The sequence below is a fragment of the Affinundibacterium baiyunense genome, from assembly GCF_018139645.1.
GTDB lineage: Bacteria > Pseudomonadota > Gammaproteobacteria > Burkholderiales > Burkholderiaceae_D > Undibacterium > Undibacterium baiyunense.
The window spans coordinates 1-287 of the sequence record NZ_JAGSPM010000073.1 but is presented as its reverse complement, the minus strand read 5'-3'; the positions used below and the strand labels follow the sequence as shown (position 1 = coordinate 287).

At 47.7% G+C, this 287-nt stretch carries 1 pseudogene; it reads right to left on the bottom strand.

What is annotated here, in order from left to right:
* Positions 1-287 (bottom strand): annotated as a pseudogene (locus KDM92_RS19260) (IS3 family transposase); the annotation flags it as partial.

The following is a 287-nucleotide window of genomic DNA, read 5'->3' as shown; positions in this document are numbered from 1 at the left end:
GCCGCATAGCAGCCGTCACGCGACGATAGCCGTAACGACCATGGTGCTTATCATAGATACTGCGAATACGCTGCTTGATCGAAGCATACTTATCACCATCGAGTGCTTGGTGTCGCTGATAGTAAAACGTGCTGCGAGCCATATCAACCACCTTGAGAATCCGTGCGATCGGGTATTGCTGCCTTAGTTCATCCGCTATTTGCGCTTTCTCTCCCGCGCTAATTTTTCTTTTGCTTGAACTAAGGCTTGCAACTTTTTTAGATACGCATTCTCCAAACGCAGATAGT